This is a genomic window from Mesorhizobium sp. M2A.F.Ca.ET.043.05.1.1, assembly GCF_003952445.1.
Classification (GTDB): Bacteria; Pseudomonadota; Alphaproteobacteria; order Rhizobiales; family Rhizobiaceae; genus Mesorhizobium.
The window spans coordinates 4,648,193-4,667,103 of the sequence record NZ_CP034446.1 but is presented as its reverse complement, the minus strand read 5'-3'; the positions used below and the strand labels follow the sequence as shown (position 1 = coordinate 4,667,103).

Sequence of the window (18,911 nt, the reverse complement as noted above, 5' to 3'; positions counted from 1 at the left end):
ATCTTTTCGTTTGAGCGCGATCTTCGCGAAAGCCGGATCCCGGCTTTGGCGCATCATGCTCTAAGCTCCGAACGGACGCAGCAGCGCCCGCGAAATTATATGTCGCTGAATCTCCGACGTGCCTTCCCAGATGCGCTCGACGCGCGCATCGCGCCAGATGCGCTCCAGCGGCAGGTCGTCCATGAGCCCCATGCCGCCATGGATCTGGATGGCTTCGTCGGCGACGAAAGCGAGCATCTCGGTGGCCTTGAGCTTGGCCATCGCCATGTCCTGGTCGGTGACGGTGCCCTGATCGTACTTCCAGCCGGCTTCGAACACCATCAGGTCGGCGGCCTTCAGCTCCGTCGCCATGTCGGCGAGCTTGAAGGAGACGCCCTGGAACTTGCCGATCTGCTGGCCGAACTGCTGGCGCTGCGCGGCATATTCGATGGCATGCGAAAGCGCCCGCTCGGCGCGGCCGAGACAGGTGGCGCCGACCTGCAGGCGCGTGGCGCCGAGCCAGGAGTTGGCGACGTCGAAGCCCTTGTGCACTTCGCCGAGCACCTGGGAAGCCGGCAGCCGGCAGTCGTCGAATTCCAGGATCGAGTTGGTATAGCCGCGATGCGAGACATTGCGGTAGCCGTCGCGCACCGTGAAACCCTTGGTGCCCTTGTCGACGAAGAAGGCGGTGATCTTCTTGCGCTTGCCGCGCGGGGTCTCTTCCTCGCCGGAGGCCATGAAACAAATCGCGAAATCGGCAATGTCGGCGTGGCTGATAAAATGCTTGGTGCCGTTGAGCACCCAGTCCGAGCCGTCCTGCACGGCGGTCGCCTTCATGCCGCGCAGGTCGGAGCCGGCGCCGGGTTCGGTCATCGCCAGGCAGTCCCACTTCTCGCCGCGGATGCAGGGGAAGAGGTATTTTTCGCGCTGTTCCGGCGTGCCGGCAAGCAGGATGTTGGAGGGACGCGCCACGCAGGTCCAGTGCAGGGCGTAGTTGGCGCGGCCGAGTTCCTTCTCGTAGAGCAGCCAGCTCACCGTATCGAGCCCGGCGCCGCCGACATCGGCGGGCATGTTGGCGGCATAGAGGCCGGCCTCGATCGCCTTCGCCTTCAATTCGTCGATCAGCTCGCGGCGCAGCACGCCGGTGCGCTCCACCTCGCGCTCATGCGGGTAAAGCTCGTTCTCGACGAAGGCGCGCGTCGTCTCGACGATGAGCTTCTGTTCTTCCGAAAGTCCGAACTGCATCGCCTCAGCCCTTCTTCTTGCCGCTCTTCTTCTTCGGCTTCTCGACCTTCACCGCCTTGGCCGGCTTCGCGGCCTTCTTCGCCGGCTTGGCCGCTTCGGCCTTGGCCGTGACCTTGGCGGAAGCCTTCTTCGCCGCAAGCTTGGCGAGCTGCCTGGTATAGTCCTTGTGCAGCGCGCCGGCGCCCCAGCCCTTACCCTTGTTCTGCTTCGACAGCGCGTCCATGATCGCGACCAGATTGTCGTCGCGGATCTTCTCCAGCTCGCGGATCGACAGGCCGTGCGCCTGCTCGTCCGACTGGGTGGCGATCAGGTCGACCAGCTCGTCATTGAATTCCGGCACGTCCATCAGCTTGGTCCAGGGCCATTTCAGGCAGGGGCCGAACTGCGCCATGAAGTGGCGCATGCCGGCCTCGCCGCCGGCGACGCGGTAGACCTGGAACATGCCCATCTGCGCCCAGCGCAGGCCGAAGGAATAGCGCATGATGTCGTCGAGTTCCTCGACGGTGCAGATGCCGTCCTTGACCAGCCACAGCGCCTCGCGCCATGCGGCTTCGAGCAGGCGGTCGCCGACAAACGCCTCGATCTCCTTGCGCACCACCACCGGCTTCATGCCGATCGAGGCGTAGAGCTCCTTGGCGACCTCGATCGCCTCGGGGAAGGTCTGCTCGCCGCCGACGATCTCGACCAGCGGCAGGAGATAGACCGGGTTGAACGGATGGCCGACCACCAGCCGCTCCGGATGCTTCTTCATCGCCACCTGCATGTCGGTCGGCTTGATGCCGGAGGTCGACGAGCCGACGATGGCATTGGCCGGCGCATGCGCGTCGATCTCGGCCAGCACCTTGTGCTTGAGGTCGAGGCGCTCGGGCACGCTCTCCTGGATGAAATCGGCGTCGGCCACCGCTTCGGCGATGGTTTTGGCGAAGGTGAGCTTGCCTTCCTTGGGCAGGCCGTCGGGCAGCATCTGCTTGTAGGCGCGGCGCGCGCCCTTCATCACCTCGCCGACCTTGCGCGACGCTTCCGGATCCGGATCGAAGATCGACACGTCGATGCCGTTCAAGAGCAGCCGCGCCACCCAGCCGGCGCCGATGACGCCGCCGCCGATGGCGGCCGCCTTGTTGATGATGCTCATAGTCAGGCTCCGGTTCTTGTCTTGGCTGTATCGGGGTCGGTAAGGGCCACACGCTCGCCGGCGCGGATCACCGCCGGGTCGTAGGCCTTGCGGGCAAACACTTCGAGCACGAAGGGTCGGAAGAACTCGATCGGCAGCGTCTCATAGTCGGGGTCGAAGCTCGACTGGTCCCAGCGCTCGCAGAACTGGTCGCAGTCGTCGAAATAGGCATGGCCGGCGAAGCGGTCGCGGGCATGGCGATTGCCGCCCAGATGATGCGCGTAATAGAGGCGCTGGAAATCGCCGTGCTTTTCCACCACCCAGGTGCATTGCTCGCGCACGAAGGGTTTTAGGATCGCAGCCGCGTATTCGTCGTGGTTGTAGGGCGCGTAGATGTCGCCGATGTCATGCAGCAGCGCCGAGACGATCCAGTCGGTGTCGGCGCCATCCTGCCAGGCGCGTGTCGCCGCCTGCAGCGAATGGCCGAGCCGGGTGATCTTGTAGCCGGAAAGTCCCTCATCCAGCTGCACCAGCGCATCGAGCAGCCGGTCGCCGGTCTTGGCGGCATAATCGATCTCATGGGCGGTCAGGAATTCGTAGTCTTCCTTGTCGCCATCCTTCATCGCGGTGAATTTGACGGTATCAGCCATCACCAACGCCCCGCTTTACGCCGCGGCCGCGATCGGCGCCCGCTTGGTCAGATTGAGCTTCTTGCGCACTTCCTCTGGCCCGAGGATACGGGCGCCGAGATTGGTGACGATGCTGGCCGCGCGCTCGACCAGCTGCGCGTTGGTCGCCAGAACGCCCTTGTCGAGCCAGAGATTGTCCTCCAGGCCGACGCGGACATTGCCGCCGGCAAGCACCGCCGCTGCGGCATAGGCCATCTGGTTGCGGCCGATCGAGAAGGCCGACCAATTCCAGGTCGAGGGCACATTGTTGACCATCGCCATGAAGGTGTTGAGGTCGTCCGGCGCGCCCCATGGCACGCCCATGCAAAGCTGCACCAGCGCATCCGGGTTGAGCACCTTTTCCTCGACCAGCTGCTTGGCGAACCAAAGATGCCCGGTGTCGAAGGCCTCGATCTCCGGCTTGACGCCCAGCGCCGTCATCATGCCGCCCATGGCGCGCAGCATGCCGGGCGTGTTGGTCATGACATAGTCGGCCTCGGCGAAGTTCATCGTGCCGCAATCCAGCGTGCAGATCTCCGGCAGGCATTGGCGCACATGTTCCATGCGATTGGTGGCGCCGCCCATGTCGGTTCCCTTCTCGTTGAGCGGCAACGGCGCTTCCGGCGAGCCGAACACCATGTCGCCGCCCATGCCGGCGGTGAGGTTCAGCACCACATCGACATTTGCTTCGCGGATGCGCTCGGTCACTTCGCGGTAGAGATGCACGTCGCGCCTCGGCTTGCCGGTCTCGGGATCGCGCACATGGCAGTGCACGATCGCGGCGCCCGCCTTGGCCGCGTCGATCGCCGATTCGGCGATCTGCTTGGGCGAGCGCGGCACATGCGGGCTGCGGTCCTGCGTGCCGCCGGAGCCGGTCACGGCACACGTAATGAAGACCTCACGGTTCATCGCAAGCGGCATCGTCTATCCTCCCAGGGTCGATCGGCCATGCGTGCCGCCAAAGCGGAAGCCTGTTGGGCTGTGCACGGGATGGATACAGAATGACCGACTTGCCGGAAACTGTTTTGCGTTTTACGAAGCTCTCATGATCAAAAGCGAAAAGCCGTCCATCTTTCGGTCTGAGCGCGAGACGCTCAAGGTGACGTTCCTTGTGTTCTCCGGCTCGTCGATCATGTGCGTCGCTTCGGCCGTCGACCCGCTGCGCGCGGCAAACCGCATCTCGGGCGAGACGCTGTTCGATTTCAAGCTGGTTTCGGTCACCGGCGAGGCGCCCGTCACAACTTGCGGCCTCCCCGTGGCCGTCAGCGGCCGCTTCGATGCCGCCGAGCCGACCGATATGCTGGTCGTCGTCGCCGGTTTCGGCACGCAGAACTACGCCACCTCGGCGCTGCTTGCGGGCCTGCGCCGCGCGGCACGCGCCGCGCGCGCCTGCGGCGGCGTCGAGGCCGGCACCTGGCTGGTGGCGCGCGCCGGGCTGCTCGAAGGCCGCAGCGCCACCACCCATTGGGAGGACATGGAGGATTTCTCCGCCGCATTCCCGGGCGTCGACGTGCGGCCGGACCGCTATGTCATCGACGGGCCGGTGTTCACTTCCGGCGGCGCCTCGCCGACCTTCGATCTGATGCTGCATCTGGTCCGCACAAGACTCGGCATGGCCGCTGCGCTCGATGTCGCGAGCGTCTTCATCTACGATCAGGCGCGTGCCGCGACCGACGCGCAGCCGCTGGTCTCGCTCGGCCGGCTCGACGGTTACGACCCCAGGCTTGCCCAGGCGATCCGGCTGATGGAAGCGCATGTCGACCAGCCGCTCACCATCGACGCCGTGGCCAAGCGCGCCGGCGTCACGGCAAGGACGCTGGAAAGCATCTTCCGTAAATCGATCGGCGAGACGCCCGGCGCCTATTATCTGAGGCTGCGCCTCGGCGCCGCCCGCCGCCTGGTGGTCGACACGCGCATTGCCATGGCCGACATTGCCGGGCGTACCGGCTTCTCGTCCGCCGCGGCATTTTCCAGGGCATTTTCAAGAGCTTTCGGCGAGGCGCCGGTACGGCTTCGCCGAGGGTAGGGCTAAGGCGGCGGCTTGCCGCTCGCTCAAGCAGCGGTCTGCCGCTCAGGCGGCGCTCTTGCGCTCGCCGGCGCTGTCCATCTGCGAGCGCATCTGCTGCGCCAGACGGATTTCAAAGCGGTTGCTGACGGCGCGATCCCATTCGGTCTTCACGTCGTCGGTCCGCCGCGGCAATGCCATCAGCCGATCGATGATCGATCCGGTCTCGCCGGACGAGAGCAGGGCGTCGATTTCGCGTTCGTGCTGCATATCGGTTCGCCTCCTTCTTCTTCACCCGCCACAGGAGCCACGTTTATACGAGATCCGTGACGGCTGTTTGAAGGCAAGAACGAGGTGATTGAGGGGCAGCGCGGGGCAAAGTTTTGTCGCGTGATTCCGCCCTCGCGAACGCAATTTTCAGGCCTGCCCCGCGTCCCGATCGCTCGGGCGCGAGGCAGCGTGCCGTTCTTTAGACATACCTGTTGACGATGTTCTCGAGCAGCTCCTGCCGGCCGGAGCGCGGCTGCGGCTCGATCTTCTTCTTCACCACGCGCTCGGCGATTTCCTCCAGCGTGCGCTTGCCCGAAAGCATCGCCTTGCCTTCGGCGGTGTTCCAGCCGGCATAGCGTTCGGCGAGCGGGCCGGACAGCGCCTTGTCCTCGATCATCTTCGCCGCCGCCTTCAGGCCGCGCGCGCAGGCATCCATGCCGCCGATATGGCCGATCAGCAGGTCGTCCGGGTCGAGCGACTGGCGCCGGAGCTTGGCGTCGAAATTGGTGCCGCCGGTCTTGAAGCCGCCGCCTAGCAGCACCTGGTAATAGGCCAAGGCCATTTCCGGCACATTGTTGGGGAACTGGTCGGTGTCCCAGCCCGATTGGTAGTCGTTGCGGTTCATGTCGATCGAACCGAAAACGCCCAGCGCGTTGGCCAGAGCTAGTTCGTGCTCGAAGGAATGGCCGGCGAGGATCGCGTGGCCCTGCTCGATGTTGAGCTTGACCTCCTTCTCCAGCCCGAAGCGCTTGAGGAAGCCGTAGACGGTCGCGACGTCGTAGTCGTACTGGTGTTTTGTGGGCTCCTGCGGCTTCGGCTCGATCAGGATCGTGCCCTTGAAACCAATCTTATGCTTGTAATCGACAACGAGGTTGAGGAAGCGGCCGGCCTGCTCCTGCTCGCGGGCAAGGTCGGTGTTGAGCAAGGTCTCATAGCCCTCGCGTCCGCCCCACAGCACGTAGTTCTCGCCCTTCAGCTTCTTCGTCACGTCGATGCATTTCTTCACCGTCGCCGCCGCATAGGCGAACACATCCGGATCGGGGTTGGTGGCCGCGCCCGACATGAAGCGGCGGTGCGAGAACAGGTTCGCCGTGCCCCAGAGCAGCTTGACGCCGGTCTTCTTCATCTTGTCGGCGAAATAGTCGGTGATCTCGTCGAGGCGCGCCGCGCTCTCGGAGAAATCCTTGCCCTCCGGGCGCACATCGGCGTCGTGGAAGCAGAAATAGGGCGCGCCGAGCAGCGAGAACATCTCGAAGGCAACGTCGGCCTTGAGCCTGGCCAACTCCATCGTGTCGATGCCGCCCGGCTTGGCGAACCAGGGCCGGTCGAAGGTCTGGCCGCCGAACGGGTCGCCGCCCGGCCAGGCAAAGGAATGCCAGTAGGCGACGGCGAAGCGCAGATGGTCTTCCAGCCGCTTGCCGGCCACCACCTCGTCCGGGTTGTAGAAACGATAGGCCAGCGGATTGGTTGAATCCGGTCCCTCATATTTGATCTTCTTGATGTCGCCGAAAAATCCGCTGCTCATGGTTTCCTTCCTCTCCGGGGTGCATCCGCCCGATTACCTCAGGCGTAATTGGTTTCGCTTCTGTGGGGCGCCAAAAAGGTCATGTCGAAACGATCCAACGAAGGAGCATGACCATGACCGACCTCAACACGATCGCCCGCAACTACATCGCCGCCTGGAACGAGAGCGATGCGGCCCGCCGCAAGGCGCTGCTCGAAGCTGCCTTCACCAGCGACGTCAGCTATCGCGACCCGGTCATGCAGGGCGACGGCCATGATGGCGTCGCGGCCCTCATCGAGGGCGTCCAGCAGCGCTTCGCCGGCTTCCGCTTTTCGCTGAAGGGAGAGCCCGACGGTTTCGCCGACCGCATCCGCTTCTCGTGGAATCTTGGGCCTGAAGGGACGGAGTCCGTGATCGAGGGCACTGATATCTGCGTCATCGAGAATGGGCGGTTGAAGAGCGTCACCGGGTTTTTGGACAAAGTGCCGGCGCAATAAGGCTAGCTGGGGAGGTGGGGTGCGAGGCCCCCCTCTCTGGCCTGCCGGCCATCTCCCCCTCAGGGGGGGAGATCGGCTGTCGCTTCGGCTTTCGCCAATCTCCAGCGTTGCAGGAGGGAGCGGGGCATTCCAACTGCCAATCTCCCCCCTTGAGGGGGAGATGCCCGGCAGGGCAGAGAGGGGGGCCTCGCGCCTGCTCATGCGACTACGAGGTGCCTCGCTTCCACTCACGCAGTTACAGCCCTTATCGCCGGATAAAGCGCGCGATACCTCTGATAGGCATCGGCATAAGCCCCGCCAAGCCCCGCATCCGGCTCAACCGTCGCGTCCGTCGCCGGCGCCGTGCATACCGCCAGCGGATCGGCGCCTGTCGCGGCGATCAACCCCAGCCTTGCCGCGCCAAACGCAGCGCCGAAATCGCCGTCGGCCGGGATGTCGACCGGCACCTGCAGCGCGGTGGCGATCGCCTTCAGCCAGTAGCGCGAGCGTGAGCCGCCGCCGATCGCGGTGACCCGGCTCAATGTCGTGCCGGCCGTCTTCAGCGCTTCGAGGCTGTCGCGGAAGGCGAAGGCGACGCCTTCCAGCACCGCCTGCGTCAGCACGGCCCGGCTCGATTGATGCGCAAGCCCCGTGAACGAGCCGCGAATGGCGGAATCATTATGCGGCGTCCGCTCGCCGGAGAGGTAAGGCAGGAAGGTGACTCCGGTCGGCGCCTTGAGCGTGTCGCCAAGCTCGCCGGTCAGGTCGCCGGCGCTCTTGCCGGTGATTTCCGAAAGCCAGTTGAGCGAATCGGTGGCCGACAGGATCACGCCCATCTGATGCCAGGTGTTGGGCAGCGCGTGGCAGAAGGTGTGCACCGCGCTTTCCGGATTGGGCAGGTAGGAGGCGTTGGCTGCAAACAGCACGCCCGATGTGCCGAGCGACACGAAGGCGTGGCCCGCGCCGACCGTGCCCATGCCGCAGGCCGAGGCCGCATTGTCGCCGGCGCCGCCGGCAATCGGGATGCCCGCCGCGATGCCCCATTTCGAGGCGAGCTCGGCGCGCAAGGCGCCGGCCTTGGCCGTGCCCTCGACCAGCGACGGCATCTGTTTTTCGTCGAGCGATGTCGCCGCCAGCAACTCGGGCGCCCAGCGACGCTCGCCGACATCGAGCCATGAGGTGCCGGCCGAATCCGACATTTCCGAGATGTGTTCGCCGGTCAGCCAGAGCCGCAGATAATCCTTGGGCAAAAGCACCTTCGCCACCTTGGCAAAGATCGCCGGCTCGTTGTTCTTCACCCAGGCAAGCTTCGGCGCGGTGAAGCCCGGAAAGACGATATTGCCGGTGAGCTTGCGGAAGCGCGGATCGGCATCGAGCGCCGCCGCCTCGACATGGCTGCGCGTGTCGTTCCACAGGATGCAGGGGCGCAGCACCTTGTCCGATTGATCGAGCAGGGTGGCGCCATGCATCTGGCCGGAAAGGCCGATTCCCTTGACCGCCGCCAGCTCTATCGGATGCGAAGCCTTGAGTTCGGCAATCGCCGTCTCGCTGGCCTCGATCCAATGCGCCGGATCCTGCTCCGACCAGCCGGGATGCGGCCGCGAGACGTCGAGCGAGCCATGGCCGGCGCCTATGACTTTCTGGCCGTCGTCGATCAGCAGCGCCTTGACGCCCGAAGTGCCCAGGTCGAGGCCGAGATACATGATTTCCTCCCACTGCCATTAATTTTTTCGGATCTCGAAAAAATCTGGCTTGGCCAGTTTTTAGGGCAAGATCCGCTTCGGGTCAATTCTCAGACAAATCGGATGCCCGCCGAAGGAACAACGCCGACAGCGGACTGTCGGGCCGCGCGAGCTGACGCTCGGCGGCCAGCGCCCGTGCCAGCGCCTGATCGCCGGCGCGCAACGCGGCCTCGATCAGCGTCAGGTCGATCACGTCGCGTTGCGCGTGACTGCCGCCGAAACGATGCGCGATCGATCGGATCGGCCGGATCAGGCGCACGGCCTCATCGTAGCGGCCCTCGCCGAAGGCCTTGATCGCAAGCGTCAGCGGATGGCCGACATCGCGCGTGAAGGCGGCGTTGTCGTCACTTCCGCGCATCGCCTCACGCTGCGCTTCGAGCAGCGTCTTCGCCGGCGCCTCCAGCCCGGCGCCGACAAAGGCCATCATCGCATGCGCGTCGTTGAAGGCATAATTGCCGCCGCCGGCCTTGTGCCAGTTGTCGGCCAGAGCCGCCCAGCGCTCGCCGACATCGACGCCGCCGAGGCGCAGCCGCCACAGGATTGCCGAGGCATCGACCATGTTGAGCGCCATCGTCGATGCCTCGCCATAGATAGGGCCGTCATAGAGCGCCAGCACCTCGGCGACCTCGCCGAGGTCGTAGTGGAACAGCGCCAGATGCCACCAATTGTGCACCTTGAGGAAGCTTTCCCTGGTCCAGGCGTCGGGATTGGCGCGCATCCAGGCAATGCCGTCTTTTTGCCGGCTCTGCATCTCCATGACATGGGCGACGGCGTGCTGCGCCCAGCCGTCGCGCGGCTCGAGCTCGACAGCCGTGCGGCCAAGCCTTTCGGCGCGGGCATAATCGCCCATCTCCTCGAGCCCGAAGGCCTGCATGCCGAGAACCGCATGATAGCCGGGCATGTCGCTTCGCCAGGCTGGCAGGGCGCGGCCGATGCGGTCGCGCAGCATGCGGGCATTGCCGGTGAAGAAATCAATCTGATGCCCGGTCAACAGCGCCACGAGATCGAGCGGATGGTCGATGGCGACATCCTCGAGGATGCGGGAGGCTTCATGCCAGCGCCCCCAGGCAAGATGGCCGAGGGCCGCGACATGCGCCCGCTCGCGAGCCGTGGCGGCGAGCGGCAAGGCCGCCTCGTGGCATGCTCTGGCCACGATCGTTGCCTCGCGCTCGGTGGCAAGGCCGAAGAGGTAGCCCTTGAACACATGCGCCATGACGAAGCCGGGATCCTCGGCGATCGCGCGATCGGCGGAGCCGACCGGATCGCCGATGAAACATTGCAGCTCATGCACGGCGCGGGCGTAGGATGAAAACCCGGCTTCGGTCGCGCCGGAGTAAGTCAGGCCGAATGCGTCCTTCAGCGCCATTCTGTGTCCTTCAGCGATCGCGAATTTGCTGTCTGGAGCCCGATCCTAAAGCATCGGCGAGGAGCGTGCCAACGGCCACCTGGATCAAGCAATACTCTGGTCTATTCGCCTGGGATCGCAGTTCATCAACCATCGGGCGCAGAATAGGCTTTGAAAATTGAGATGAATTATGTCTTCATTGCGGCAAGGGTGGGGCGGCTTAAATCGCGAATTGCGAGGACGCGATGCGGCGCTTTGGAAATTCTCTCCCGAGATTGTTCTCGGAAGGAAAAGTCATATCAGAAAATGCTGATATACTGATAAAAAGCCCAGTACATCCTTGGATGCTTGGCCTTCTGGCATCGACAGCACTTACATTGCTGCCGGGCTCCCAGGCTTTTGCCGCCTGTGTGCTGAGCCCGCCGGCCGGCAATACAGCCTATGTCTGCGACAGCGGCGACTCCGGCGGCAGCCTCACCGACACCAGCGGCGACAACACGCTGACCTTCCCTTCCGGCGGCACCGGCCAGATCAGCGGCAATGTCAGCTTCGGCGCCGGCACGGATCGCATCGACATGCAATCCGGCACCATCACCGGCACGGTCGACCAGGGCGACGGCACCGACTTCTTCACCATTGGCGCCGGCACTGTTGCCGGCAACGTCCAGCAAGGCGCGGGTATCGACGATTTCAACATGAGCGGTGGCCAGATCGGCTCGCTCAACCAGGGCGATGGGCTCGACACCTTCACCATGAGCGGCGGACGCATCGTCGATTTCTTCGACGATGGCGACCATGCTGTGATGACCGGCGGCCGCATCGGCCGCGTCAACATGAAGCTCGACCAGAACTACTTCAACATGTCGGGCGGCGTCATCGACCGCAACCTCGTCACCGGCTTCGACAAGGACACAATCATCCTTTCCGGCGGCACGATCGGCGGCAACATCAGCGTCAGCGGCGGCAACGACAGCGTCACCATCGCCGGCGGCACGGTCGGCGGCGGCGTGCTGATGAGCTTCGGCTCCGACAGTTTCGTCTGGGACGGAGGCGGCATCATCTATGGCAGCGTCGATCTCGGCGCCGACAATGATACCGCCAAGCTCAGCAATCTCACCAAGGCCAATCTCGGCGGCGCCGACGCCTTGAATGGCGGCCTCGGCACCGACACGCTCACCTTCGACAACGTCAAGCTCGACGGCATCGCCAGGGTGCAGAACTGGGAGACGATCAACGCCACCAACGACACCCAGCTGACCCTCGACGGCAACCTCGTGCTGGGCGACTCCGGCACGGGCACCGGCACGCTCAACGTCGACCAGGCGAGCACGCTTTATGGAGGCGGCTTCAACGCCTCGATGCAGGCCTTCACGTCCGGCCAGTTGGCCAACGTGTTCAATGCCGGCCGCATCGACCTGACCAACGGCAATACGGGCGCCACCGACCGGCTGACGATCAACGGCAACTATACCGGGCTCGGCGGCCTGCTGCTGATCCAGACCGAGCTTGGCGACGATTCCTCCGCCTCCGACCGGCTTGTGCTGTCCGGCGGCACGGCCTCCGGCTCGACCGGCATCGCGGTGGTCAATGTCGGCGGCGCCGGCGCCGAGACCACGGCGGACGGCATCATGGTCGTGCAGGCCGTCAACGGCGCCACGTCGAGCGCCAACGCCTTCGCGCTTGACGCGCCGGTCGCGGCCGGCGCCTTCGAATATTATCTGTTCAAAGGCGGCGTCAGCGCCGGCAGCGCGGAGAACTGGTACCTGCGCTCGGCGCTGATCACGCCGACATCGCCGGCTGCCGCGCCTGGAGCGCTGGAGCCGGCGTCGCAGCCGGAGCCCGTGGCGCCGGAAACCGAACCGCCGCCGCCGCCGTCCGAACTGCCGCCGGTGCCGGTGCCGACCGACGGCGATGCCAACAATCCGCCGGTCGACCCGACGCCGCCGGTTCAGGCGAGTGATCCTGAGCCAGAGGCGCCGCCGGCTCCGCCCGAGGCGCCACCGGCCGACCCGCCGCCGCCCCCGCCGCCGGTGCCGACCGCCGTGCCCGATCTGCCGACGCCGGCAGCGGGCCAGGAAATCCTGCTCTACCGCATCGAGGTGCCGGTCTATTCGGCCGCGCCGCCGGTCGCGCAGCATCTGACGATGGCGACGCTCGGCACTTTCCATGAACGCCGCGGCGAGCAGAGCCTGTTGTCGTCAGACACCGATCTGCAGCCGGTCTGGGGCCGTATCTTCGGCCAGGACGCCAAGCTAGGCTGGTCGGGAACGGTCTCGCCCTCCTTCGACGGCACTTTGTTCGGGCTTCAGGCCGGCCTCGACCTTATCGGCCGTGAAACCGCCTCCGGCTCCGTCGACCGCGCCGGCCTGTTCCTTGCCTATGGCAGCATGAACGGCGACCTGCGCGGCCAGGCGCTGGGTCAGGATGGTCTTGCGGTCGGCAGCCTCGACGTCAGCGGCACCAGCGTCGGCGGCTACTGGACCCGTATCGGCAAGTCCGGCTGGTATCTGGACGGCGTGCTGATGGCGACCTTCTTCGGCGGCTCGGCCTCATCCTCGCGCGACATCGGCATCGATGTCGGCGGAACCGGTGTCACCGCTTCGCTCGAAGGCGGCTATCCGGTCGCGCTCGGGCAAGGCTGGACCCTGGAGCCGCAGGCGCAACTGGTCTGGCAGCATCTGTCGCTCGACGACGCCAGGGACAGGTTCTCCTCGGTATCGTTCGATTCCGACGATGACGTCACCGGCAGGATCGGATTGAGGCTGCAGGGCGAGACGGTCCTCGATGGGATGCCGCTGCAGCCCTATCTCAAGGCCAATCTCTGGCACGATTTCGGCGGCACCGACCGCGTCGACTTCGAGGGCACCGGCATCTCGACCCAGAGCCGGTCCACCTCCTTCGAGTTCGGCGGCGGCGTGGTCGCAAAGGTGAGCGACAAGGTCAGCGTCTTCGCCACCGGCGACTACACCACCAATCTCGGCGGCGACAAGCGCCGCGTGCTGGAAGGCAATCTGGGCGTGAGTGTTAAATGGTGATGGCTTCCTTCTCCCCGTTCCACGGGGAGAAGGTGGCGGCAGCCGGATGAGGGGCAGCGCCGACGCTACTCGTTCTTGGCTTCGAGAACCGGCCTCAATTCCCCGACCGCATCGCCACCGTGGCGATGCCGGCGCCGACCAGCAGCGTGCCGCCGGTGCGGTTGAAGATGCGGATGGCCCTCGGGTTGCGCACGATGGCGCGCGCCCTCGATGCGACCAGTGCGTAGCCGAAGGCATTGGCGAAGGCCAAGGTCAGGAAGGTCGTCTCGAAGATCAGCGTCTGCGTCCAGAAGTCGGCGTGCCGGTCGAGGAACTGCGGCAGGAAGGCGACGAAGAAGGTGATGCTCTTCGGGTTCAGCGCCGTCACCAGCCAGGCATGCGCCATCATCCTTGCCGCCGAAACCGCGTCGGTGCGCGGCTCGGCCTTCAGCGCGCCGCCGGCGCGGAACAGTTTTATGCCGAGATAGATGAGGTAGCCGGCGCCGATCACCTTCAAGATGGTGAACACGGTGGCCGAGGCCGCGAGCAGCGCGCCGATGCCCAGCATCGACAGCGTCATCGCGGTGAAGTCGCCCAGCGCGACGCCCACCGCCATCGGCAGCGCGGTGCGCCAGCCCTGGCCCAGCGCATAAGAGACGACCAAAAGGATCGTCGGGCCCGGGATGACGAGAAGGATGGAAGAGGCGGCGGCGAAGGCAGCCCAGTTTTCGAAGGACATTTCCCTGCTCCTTGAGCGCAAAGAAAAGGATAAATCCTGGGGTCGTCGGGAATGTAAAGGGGCCGCCGGAAAAATCTTCAGCGAAAATCTTCAACGCCTCGACCGGTAGCCCCATCAGCCGGCGCAACGATCCGTTAGGGTTAAGCCGGACCAGCGGCCTTTCACCCTTTTTCAACCATGAGTGCCGAAAATGCCGTCATCCGGCCGGACCGTGCTTCCCGCCGGCAGCGTAGGGTTTGGTGTATGCGCGAGTTGCCGCAAAGTCTGCCTTCCAAGGGCGCAATCGATACCGAAATTCAGCTTTCCCGCCGCGCCTTGCTTTCGGGCGCCGGCGCCATGGCGATGCTGGGCCTTGCCGGCTGCAGCACCACCGACACGCTCGACCTGCCGCAGATGCAGCTCGACAACACCGTCACCGGTTCCGTGCCGCCCATGCGCCCGGCGATCAGTGTCGACAAGAACATCACCGGCCCCGACGTAATGTACGCCTCGCTCACCGATGGCGGTTTCGAGGTGCCGGCCGTGCCGTGGCAGAAGGTCAAGCCGCAGTTCCGCCGCCAGATCGTCGTCGACAAGACCGGCGAGGCGCCCGGCACCATCGTCGTGCACCTGCAGGAACGCATGCTCTATCTGGTCCAGCCGGGCGGCGACGCCATCCGCTATGGCGTCGGTATCGGCAAGGATGGTTTCCGCTGGTCGGGCCGCGCCAACATCCAGTACGGCCGCGAATGGCCGGTCTGGACGCCGCCGCCGGAGATGATCCAGCGCAAGCCGGAACTGGTGAAATGGCAGGGCGGCCAGCCCGGCGGCCTCACCAATCCGCTGGGCGCCCGGGCGCTCTACATCTACCAGAACGGCAAGGACACCGGCTACCGCATCCACGGCTCGCCCGAATGGTGGAGCATCGGCCAGGCGATGTCGTCGGGCTGCGTGCGCCTCATCAACCAGGACATTATCGACCTCTACAGCCGCGTTTCCAAGAAGAACCCGGTCGTCGTGGTCTGATCTTTTCGAGGCGGCCATTCGGCCGCCTCCCCACGATACCGTTTCTTCCGTTGCGCGATGCCGCAAGACAGGCGAAGGTGCCCTGAAAACCTTCGCTTCGGGAGAGAACGAGCATGGCTGGAACCTTCGTTATCGCGCAGGGCGGCGGCCCCACTGCCGTCATCAACCAGACGGTCGTCGGCGCCACGCTGGAAATCCGCAAGCGTCATCCCGGCGCCAGGGTGCTGGGCTCGATCCATGGTGTGCGCGGCATCCGCGACGGCAACTATGTCGATCTCTCCGCCGTACCCGAGGATCGGCTGCGGCTGATCGCCGGCACGCCGAGCGCCGCCCTTGGCTCGACCCGCGATAAGCCGGACGCCGCTTATTGCGAGGTCATCCTCAACGGCCTGAAGAAGGTCGGCGCCGACGCCTTCATCTATATCGGCGGCAACGACACTTCGGGCACGCAGCAGATCCTGACCGACGCCGCCGGCGGCTCGATCGCCTTCGTCCATGCGCCCAAGACCATCGACAACGACCTCGAGGAGAACGACCACACGCCGGGCTTCATCTCGGCGGCCGAGTTCGTCGCCGGCGCCTTTCTCTCCGTCGACCTTGATTTCCGCGCGCTGCCCGGCATCTATGTCGGCATCGTCATGGGCCGGCATGCGGGCTTCCTCACCGCCGCCGCGGCCGCCTGGCAGCTCGATCCCGACAGCGGCCCGCACCTGGTCTATGTGCCGGAGCGCGCCTTCTCGGCGAAGCGCTTCATCGATGAGGTGCGCGAGAAGCTGGATCGTCACAAGCGCTGCATCGTCGCCGTCTCGGAAGGCGTCAGCACCGCCGACGGCAAGGCGCTGGTCGAAAGCCTGGTGCCGCCGGAGAAGCTTGAGCGCGACCAGCACGGCAACGTCAAGCTGTCGGGCAGCGACCTGCCGGCGGCGCTGGAACGGGCCTTGGCCGAAGGCCTGCCCGGCAAGCGCGCACGCGTCGATGCTTTAGGCTACATGCCGCGCGGCTATGTCGGCGCCATCAGCGCCGTCGACGCCCAGGAGGCCTTCGACGCCGGCGCTTTCGCCGTCGCCGTCGCAGGGGAAGGCGGCGGTTCGGTGGCGATCCAATATGACGGGTCGAAGACCGTGCTGAAAAAGGTGCCGCTGAAGGCGGTGGCCGGCAAGACGCGCCATATGCCCGACGATTTCATGCAGCCGGACGCCAACCAGCTTTCGGAAGCCGGCATGGCCTATCTGAAGCGTCTCGTGCCGGAAAAGTACAAGGTCGGGAAGCCGTTCGTCTGATGGGCGGTCCGATGCCCGAGCTTGAGGTCGGCGACTGGTTCGGCAAGGCGACAGTCGATGCCGGCACGACGATGCTGACCGAGCCCTTCGTGCATGATTTCGTGCGCGCCAACATCTGGCATTTGAAGGGCCGCGACGCCGACCTCCTGGTAGACACCGGCATGGGCATCCGTCCGCTGGCGCCTGAGATCGACACGCCGCCCGGCAAGCCGCTCATCGTCGTCGCAACCCACATCCATCTCGACCATGTCGGCTCGCTGCACGAATTTCCTCTCAGGATGGGACCGAAGGTCAGCGCGGCGCAGTTCCCCAGCATGGACGCTGCCGTCACCTACGCTTACATGTTCCACAACCTCGACGGCGCCGTGTCGAAGCTGCCGGCGCCGGACTGGAAGGCGGCCGATTATCGCATTCCTTCCGCGCCGCTGACTCGCGCGCTCGACGAAGGCGATGTCGTCGATCTCGGCGACCGGAAATTCCGTGTGCTGCATCTGCCCGGGCATTCGCCGGACTCTATCGCGCTCTTCGACGAGGCCGACGGCCTATTCTTTGCCGGCGACGCCATCTATGACGGCATGCTGATCGACGATCTGCCGGATTCCGACCGCACGGCCTATTGTCGCACCATGCAGCGCCTGCTCGACCTTCCGATCGGCATCGGCCATGGCGGCCACGGCCCGAGTTTCGACCGCGCCAGAATGCACGAAATCGCTTCCTCTTATCTGCGCAGGCGGGAGCGGTTCGTAAGCGGCCTCTGAATTAAATCTTTGTAAGGTCACCCAAAGGCCCTGATTCGGGCCATTCCGCGTCCTAAATCTTGATGGTCGATCCGGCCGGCTGCCATGTGCGGCGAGGCAGGCATTCCCGGTCGCCGACACGTCGACGGGCGCTCCTCCAGAGCGCCTGCGGCGCTGGATCAACCTCTCGCCCGGACAGAACGACCATGTCACCATCAAGCATTCTTCGCAGACATCGCGTCGCCGCCCTGCTGGGCGCCGCGCTGATCATTTCTCCCGTCGTCGTCTCCTTTGCCCAGAACAATGCAGGCCTCAGCACAGTGGCCGCCACGACCCAGACCCCGGTCGCCGGCATCACGGCCCCGAACGGCTCTTTCGCCCCGGTCATCGCCGTTACCAAGCCGGCGGTCGTCACCATCACCTCGATCATGAAGGCGCAGCCACAGGTGGGTGATGACGGTTCGCCCCTCGGCGGCAATGTGCCGTTCGACCAGTTCTTCCAGCAGTTCTTCGGCGACCAGGGCATGCCGATGCCGCGCACGCCGCCGCAGCAGGGGCAGCGCGCCGAGGCGCTCGGCTCCGGCTTCATCGTTGGCGCCGACGGCACCATCGTCACCAACAATCACGTTATCGATGGCGCGAGCTCCATCAAGGTGACGCTCGACGACGGCACCGAGCTTCCTGCCAAGCTCGTCGGCCATGACGCCAAGAACGATCTCGCTGTGCTTAAGATCAAGGCCGACAAGCCGCTGCCAACCGTCAAATGGGGCGATTCCAGCAAGCTGATGACCGGCGACCAGGTGCTGGCGATCGGCAATCCGTTCGGCATCGGCACCACCGTCACCGCCGGGATCGTCTCGGCGCGCGGCCGCGACCTGCACAGCGGGCCGTTCGACGATTTCATCCAGATCGACGCGCCGATCAACCACGGCAATTCCGGCGGTCCGCTGGTCGACGTCAACGGCAATGTCATCGGGATCAACACCGCCATCTATTCGCCCAATGGCGGCAGCGTCGGCGTCGGTTTTGCCATCCCGTCGGACCAGGCTGAGAAGGTCGTCGCCAAGCTGATGAAGGGCGGCGACATCGAATACGGCTATCTCGGCGTGCAGATCCAGCCGGTCACGCCGGATGTCGCCAGCGCCATCGGCCTCGACCATCCGGGCGGCGCCCTGGTTTCCCAGGTCACCGACGGGTCGCCCGCGGCCAAGGCCGGCATTGAAACCGGCGATGTCATCACCGGCTTCGGCGGCCAGGAGATCAAGGATCCCAAGGATCTGTCGCGCGCCGTCGCCGACGTGTCGCCCGGCGCCAAGGAGACCGTCAACATCTGGCGCAAGGGCAAGGCGATGCAGATCTCCGCCGATGTCAGCCGCAACGCCGAAGATCAGAAGACGGCGTCGAACGGCAATGAAGGCCGCAGCCCGTCGGCCGAACAGGGCTTGCGCGTTCCCTCGCTCGGCCTCGGCCTGACCGACCTCACGCCCGATATCCGCGACCAGCTCAACCTTGCCGGCAACCAGCGCGGCGCGGTGGTCGAGCGGGTCAATCCGGACAAGGCGGCTTCGGCCGCCGGCATCCAGCCGGGCGACGTCATCGTCGGCGTCGACCAGACGCCGGTGAAGACGGCCAGGCAGGCCAATCAGGCGATCGCCGAGGCCGGCAAGTCCGGCAAGAAGTCGGTTCTCCTGCTGATCGATCGCGGCGACGCGCAGATCTTCGTCGCCGTGCCTTTCGCCGCCGGCTGAGAAAATCCTCTACGGAGCCTGCCTTGCTGGCGGGCTCCACTCT

The 18,911-nt window shown here is 65.3% G+C and carries 16 protein-coding genes; 7 read left to right on the top strand and 9 right to left on the bottom strand.

Annotation, left to right across the window (positions count from 1 at the left end):
• Nucleotides 1-60: 60 nt before the first annotated feature.
• The 4 genes from EJ069_RS22540 to EJ069_RS22525 are packed head-to-tail and all read right to left on the bottom strand — an operon-like array spanning nucleotide 61 to nucleotide 3,924.
• The gene (locus EJ069_RS22540; protein WP_126063183.1) at nucleotides 61-1,224 is read right to left on the bottom strand and encodes an acyl-CoA dehydrogenase; all 1,164 of its coding nucleotides are present in this window, start codon (nucleotides 1,222-1,224) and stop codon (nucleotides 61-63) included.
• Between the two features lie 4 nt (nucleotides 1,225-1,228).
• Nucleotides 1,229-2,356, bottom strand: a complete 1,128-nt coding sequence (locus EJ069_RS22535) for a carnitine 3-dehydrogenase (protein WP_126063182.1) — start codon at nucleotides 2,354-2,356, stop codon at nucleotides 1,229-1,231.
• 2 nt (nucleotides 2,357-2,358) lie between these two features.
• Nucleotides 2,359-2,985 carry an HD domain-containing protein gene (locus EJ069_RS22530; protein ID WP_126063181.1) on the bottom strand — a complete coding sequence of 209 codons (627 nt, stop codon included), beginning with the start codon at nucleotides 2,983-2,985 and terminating at the stop codon, nucleotides 2,359-2,361.
• Between the two features lie 15 nt (nucleotides 2,986-3,000).
• Nucleotides 3,001-3,924, bottom strand: coding sequence for a 3-keto-5-aminohexanoate cleavage protein (locus EJ069_RS22525; RefSeq protein WP_042637376.1), 924 nt, complete (start codon nucleotides 3,922-3,924; stop codon nucleotides 3,001-3,003).
• 124 nt (nucleotides 3,925-4,048) lie between these two features.
• Here EJ069_RS22525 and EJ069_RS22520 point away from each other — a divergent pair, with 124 nt between their 5' ends.
• Entirely contained in the window at nucleotides 4,049-5,029 is a 981-nt protein-coding gene (locus EJ069_RS22520; protein WP_126063180.1) for a GlxA family transcriptional regulator, read from the top strand.
• A gap of 45 nt (nucleotides 5,030-5,074) precedes the next feature.
• On the opposite strand, the gene EJ069_RS22515 is transcribed toward EJ069_RS22520, so the two are convergent.
• Both EJ069_RS22515 and xylA read right to left on the bottom strand, forming a co-directional pair.
• Complete coding sequence (locus tag EJ069_RS22515; protein WP_126063179.1) at nucleotides 5,075-5,278, bottom strand: hypothetical protein; 204 nt, start codon at nucleotides 5,276-5,278, stop codon at nucleotides 5,075-5,077.
• Between the two features lie 199 nt (nucleotides 5,279-5,477).
• Nucleotides 5,478-6,803 (bottom strand): xylose isomerase, encoded by a 1,326-nt coding sequence (gene xylA, locus EJ069_RS22510; RefSeq protein ID WP_126063178.1) that lies wholly within the window; start codon nucleotides 6,801-6,803, stop codon nucleotides 5,478-5,480.
• Between the two features lie 113 nt (nucleotides 6,804-6,916).
• Between xylA and EJ069_RS22505 the strand changes: the two genes are divergently transcribed.
• Complete coding sequence (locus tag EJ069_RS22505) at nucleotides 6,917-7,279, top strand: nuclear transport factor 2 family protein (protein ID WP_126063177.1); 363 nt, start codon at nucleotides 6,917-6,919, stop codon at nucleotides 7,277-7,279.
• A gap of 227 nt (nucleotides 7,280-7,506) precedes the next feature.
• Here EJ069_RS22505 and xylB read toward each other — a convergent pair whose 3' ends face one another.
• Nucleotides 7,507-8,961 (bottom strand): xylulokinase, encoded by a 1,455-nt coding sequence (xylB, locus tag EJ069_RS22500; RefSeq protein WP_126063176.1) that lies wholly within the window; start codon nucleotides 8,959-8,961, stop codon nucleotides 7,507-7,509.
• Nucleotides 8,962-9,043: 82 nt separating this feature from the next.
• Nucleotides 9,044-10,366 carry a tetratricopeptide repeat protein gene (locus tag EJ069_RS22495; RefSeq protein ID WP_126063175.1) on the bottom strand — a complete coding sequence of 441 codons (1,323 nt, stop codon included), beginning with the start codon at nucleotides 10,364-10,366 and terminating at the stop codon, nucleotides 9,044-9,046.
• 323 nt (nucleotides 10,367-10,689) lie between these two features.
• Between EJ069_RS22495 and EJ069_RS22490 the strand changes: the two genes are divergently transcribed.
• A complete protein-coding gene (locus tag EJ069_RS22490) occupies nucleotides 10,690-13,380 on the top strand; it encodes an autotransporter outer membrane beta-barrel domain-containing protein (RefSeq protein ID WP_245456247.1) in 2,691 nt (896 codons plus the stop codon).
• Between the two features lie 94 nt (nucleotides 13,381-13,474).
• Here EJ069_RS22490 and EJ069_RS22485 read toward each other — a convergent pair whose 3' ends face one another.
• Nucleotides 13,475-14,098 (bottom strand): LysE family translocator, encoded by a 624-nt coding sequence (locus EJ069_RS22485; RefSeq protein ID WP_126063173.1) that lies wholly within the window; start codon nucleotides 14,096-14,098, stop codon nucleotides 13,475-13,477.
• A gap of 243 nt (nucleotides 14,099-14,341) precedes the next feature.
• Here EJ069_RS22485 and EJ069_RS22480 point away from each other — a divergent pair, with 243 nt between their 5' ends.
• From EJ069_RS22480 to EJ069_RS22465, 4 genes are all read left to right on the top strand, one after another.
• Complete coding sequence (locus EJ069_RS22480) at nucleotides 14,342-15,103, top strand: L,D-transpeptidase (RefSeq protein WP_126063172.1); 762 nt, start codon at nucleotides 14,342-14,344, stop codon at nucleotides 15,101-15,103.
• Nucleotides 15,104-15,216: 113 nt separating this feature from the next.
• Nucleotides 15,217-16,383: a diphosphate--fructose-6-phosphate 1-phosphotransferase gene (locus EJ069_RS22475; RefSeq protein WP_126063171.1), complete on the top strand. Its 1,167-nt coding sequence runs from the start codon at nucleotides 15,217-15,219 to the stop codon at nucleotides 16,381-16,383.
• A gap of 11 nt (nucleotides 16,384-16,394) precedes the next feature.
• A complete protein-coding gene (locus EJ069_RS22470; protein ID WP_126063170.1) occupies nucleotides 16,395-17,141 on the top strand; it encodes an MBL fold metallo-hydrolase in 747 nt (248 codons plus the stop codon).
• A 185-nt stretch (nucleotides 17,142-17,326) separates the two neighbouring features.
• The gene (locus EJ069_RS22465) at nucleotides 17,327-18,868 is read left to right on the top strand and encodes a DegQ family serine endoprotease (protein WP_126063169.1); all 1,542 of its coding nucleotides are present in this window, start codon (nucleotides 17,327-17,329) and stop codon (nucleotides 18,866-18,868) included.
• Nucleotides 18,869-18,911 lie beyond the last annotated feature (43 nt).